Origin of the sequence: Burkholderia sp. HMSC10F09 (genome assembly GCF_001806955.1) — a bacterium.
In the GTDB taxonomy this organism is placed as follows: domain Bacteria; phylum Pseudomonadota; class Gammaproteobacteria; order Burkholderiales; family Burkholderiaceae; genus Burkholderia; species Burkholderia multivorans.
On record NZ_KV786828.1, the window covers coordinates 1 to 3,727 of the forward strand.

Annotated in this window: 2 protein-coding genes, 1 pseudogene and 1 riboswitch; of the genes and pseudogenes, 2 read left to right on the forward strand and 1 reads right to left on the reverse strand. The window is 69.8% G+C overall.

Features of this window, described 5'->3' with window-relative positions; all coding sequences use genetic code 11:
* Positions 1–95: 95 nt before the first annotated feature.
* Positions 96–1,865 carry an ABC transporter ATP-binding protein/permease gene (locus tag HMPREF3115_RS21255; RefSeq protein ID WP_006406990.1) on the reverse strand — a complete coding sequence of 590 codons (1,770 nt, stop codon included), beginning with the start codon at positions 1,863–1,865 and terminating at the stop codon, positions 96–98.
* 268 nt (positions 1,866–2,133) lie between these two features.
* Positions 2,134–2,255, forward strand: a riboswitch (TPP riboswitch).
* Between the two features lie 221 nt (positions 2,256–2,476).
* Between HMPREF3115_RS21255 and HMPREF3115_RS21260 the strand changes: the two genes are divergently transcribed.
* Entirely contained in the window at positions 2,477–3,613 is a 1,137-nt protein-coding gene (locus tag HMPREF3115_RS21260; protein ID WP_070555924.1) for an FAD-dependent oxidoreductase, read from the forward strand.
* 32 nt (positions 3,614–3,645) lie between these two features.
* A pseudogene (locus tag HMPREF3115_RS32670) lies at positions 3,646–3,727 on the forward strand (thiamine biosynthesis protein ThiS); the annotation flags it as partial.

A 3,727-nucleotide genomic window follows, 5' to 3' on the forward strand; every position in this document is an offset into this window, starting at 1 on the left:
GAGCGCGACGCCCGGTGCGGCGAGCCGGCGCGCGAGCGCCGCGCCGATCCCCGAACCGGCGCCGGTGATCAGTGCGATGCGCGCCGCGCGCGCGCTCACGCGGCCACCTTGTCGCTGTCGTTCACGCGCTCGACGTTGATCGTACCGCCGTGGAACGCGGCCAGCGATTCGCGGTGCGCGATGCTGACGATCGCGGCCTTCGGCAGCCGCTCGGCGAACAGGCGATAGAGCCGCGCCTCGTTGTCGGCATCGAGCGCGCTCGTCGCTTCGTCGAGGAACAGGAAGTCGGGCTTGTGCAGCAGCACGCGCGCGCCGGCGAGACGCTGCTGTTCGCCGGGCGACAGCACGCGCGTCCAGTGCGCGGTTTCGTCGAGCCGGTCGACGTAGTCTTCGAGGTGGCATGCGCGCAGCGCGTCGCGGCACGCGTCGTCACCGAACGCATCGGGCGCCGACGGATAGGCGAGCGCCGCCTTCAGCGTGCCGATCGGCAGATAGCTCGATTGCGGGACGAACATCATGCGCGCGCCGACCGGTGCGTCGATCGCGCCGTCGCCGAACGGCCACAGCCCGGCGAGCGCGCGCATGAACGTGCTCTTGCCGGAGCCCGACTTGCCGACCACGAGCCAGCGCGAACCCGGCTCGATCGTCACGCTGCCGATGTTGGCGAGCGCGTTGCCGTTTGGCAGTGCGAGCTTCAGCGACGACGTCGACAGCTTCGCGGCATTCACATAGTGCAGGTTGATGCCGCCGTGCTCGGTCGCGGGCGACAGGCTTTCCTTCAGATGCGAGGTGCGCATCACGCGCTTGAATTCGCGCAGACGGTTGACGGTCGCGCGCCACTCGACCAGCGTGCGATAGCTGTTGAGGAACCACGAGAACGAATCGCTGACCGTGCCGAATGCGGACGAGATCTGCATCAGCACGCCGAGCGTGAAGGCGCCCGCGAAGTAGCGCGGCGCTGCGACGACGAACGGGAAGATGATCGCGATCTGTCCGTAGAACGCGTTCACGAACGTCAGGCGCTTCGTGTATTTCATGACGCGCCACCAGTTGTCGCGGATGCGCAGGAAGAGGCCCTGCGCATTGCGGTTTTCGGTGTCTTCGCCGTCGTAGAACGCGATCTGCTCGGCATTCTCGCGCACGCGGATCAGCCCGAAGCGGAAGTCCGCCTCGACGCGCTGCTGCTGGTAGTTGATCGACACGAGGGGCCGGCCGACCTTCTGGATCACGAGCGAGCCGACCACCGCGTAGAGCGCGGCGGCCCACACCATGTAGCCGGGGATCGAGACGGGCGTGGCGCCGAGCGACAGCGTCAGCGCGCCGCCGAGCGTCCAGAGGATCGTGATGAACGACGCGAGCGTGACGACCGTCGAGAGCAGATCGAGTGACAGCGACAGCGTGGTCGTCGCGAACGCCTGCAGGTCGTCGGCCACGCGCTGGTCGGGGTTGTCGGCGAGGCGGTCGCGTTCGATGCGGTAGAACGCGCGGTCGCCGAGCCATTCGCCGAGAAAGCGGTCGGTCAGCCACTGGCGCCAGCGGAAGCCGAGCATCTGCCGCAAGTACAGCCCGTACACCGCGAGGATGATGAAGCCGAACGCGAGCATCGAGAACTGCATCATCAGATGCGGGAAATCGTGCACGTTCTTGGTCTGCAGCGCGTTATAGAACTGCGCGTTCCACTTGTTCAGCTGGACGTTGATCCAGACGACGCAGAGATTGATCGCGATGATCGTGACGAGCAGCGCCCACGCGACTTTCCATTCGGACGACACCCAGTAGGGCTTGATGAGGCTCCATGCGGATACCGGGCGCTCGTCCTGCGGCGCGTCGGAGGCGGAGCGGACGGGATCGATCGATTGGGTCATGTGCTTCCTGATGAGTGGCCGGCGCACGGGCCGGGCGAAGCCGGGCGCGCGCCGCGAGACGGCATGCCGGGACGAGTGCTCGCCGACGGCGGGCGTCCGGATGGTGACCCGCGCGTCTTAAACGGCACTTAAAGGCCGGCGGTGGCGCAACAACCGGCCGCTCGCGCGGCCGGCCTGCCGGGCATTGTGCCAGAGCGGCGCCGCGCGACGTCGATTTGCCGAACGGGGACAGTTTGCGACGTTTTCCGCTTTTATGGTCTAATGGCCGACGACGAAACAGGGGTGCTTCGTGCGCGGCCGACGGTGTTCCGGGCGGCGCGGCGAGGCTGAGAAAGACCCTTCGCACCCGATCCGGGTAATACCGGCGAGGGAAGTTTCTGATCCCGCCGGGCCGCGCTGGCTGCCATCCCATTGTCAGCGCCCGAGTCCCGCCCGGCCGGCCTTTGCCGCCGGTTTCGTCCTTTTGGGTACGCGCGTCGCGCGTTACGGAAGGAACCGATGACCGATCAATCTTCAGTTGTTTCAGTCTGTCGCGCGGGTTCGCGCGCCGCTTCGCCGCATGCGTCGGCGTGCGCCGGGCGCGCGCGGGCGGGCGGCGCGGAGGGCGCGCGATGAACGTTCACGATTCGCGGCCCGACTTCGCGATCCTCGGCGGCGGCCTCGTCGGCCGGCTGATCGCGTGGCGGCTCGCGGGCGACGGGCATCGCGTCGCGCTGTACGAGCGCGGCGGCCCGGACGGCGAGCGCTCGGCGGCGTGGATCGCGGCCGCGATGCTCGCGCCGCTCGCCGAAGCGGCCAGCGCCGAACTGCTGATCACCGAGCTCGGCGCCGCGTCGCTGGCGCGCTGGCCGCAGTGGCTCGCCGAACTGCCCGAACCGGTGTTCTTCCAGCAGCACGGCACGCTCGTCGTCTGGCATCACGCCGACCGCGCGGAAGCGCCGCTGTTCGAGCGCCGCGTGCGCGCGAATGCGCCGGCCGACCTGTTCGACGGTGGCTTCGTCACGCTCTCGGGTGCGCAGGTCGACGCGGCCGAGCCCGCGCTCGCGGGCCGTTTCGCACGCGGCCTGCTGCTGCCGCGCGAAGGTCAGCTCGACAACCGGCAGGCGCTGCGCGCGCTCGCCGCGGGGCTCGCCGAACGCGGCGTCGACACGCACTGGCACGCGGCGGTCGACGACGCCCACCTGCCGGCTGCGCATTTCACGATCGACTGCCGCGGGCTCGGCGCGAAACCGGCGCTGCCGGCGTTGCGCGGCATCCGCGGCGAAGTCGCGCGCGTGCATGCGCCCGGCATCGGGCTCACGCGCCCGGTGCGGCTGCTGCATCCGCGCTACCCGCTGTACATCGCGCCGAAGCAGGACGATCTCTATGTGATCGGCGCGACGGAAGTGGAGGGCGAGGACATGTCGCCCGTGAGCGTGCGTTCCGCGCTCGAGCTGCTGAGCGCCGCGTTCTCCGTGCATCCCGCATTCGGCGAGGCGCGCATCCTCGAGCTGAACGCGCAGTGCCGGCCGACGCTGCCCGATCATCGCCCGGCCGTGATCTGGGACGGCGCATCGACGCTGGCCGTCAACGGCCTGTACCGGCACGGCTTCATGATCGCGCCGGAAGTCGCGCACGCGGCCGTCGCGCTCGCGCAGGCCGCGCTCGACGGCACGCTGCGCGATCCCGACGCGTTCGCCGCATGGCGCGACGCGGCGCGCTGGCCGACGCTCCTTCATCACCGCGACGACGCGCGCCAGCCGGCCTGACGCACGCCGCCGCCCGATTCCGACGAAGCCTCATGGACATCCAGATCAACCAACAGACCCTGACGCTGCCCGACGGCGCGACGGTCGCCGACGCGCTGGCCGCGTACGGCGCGC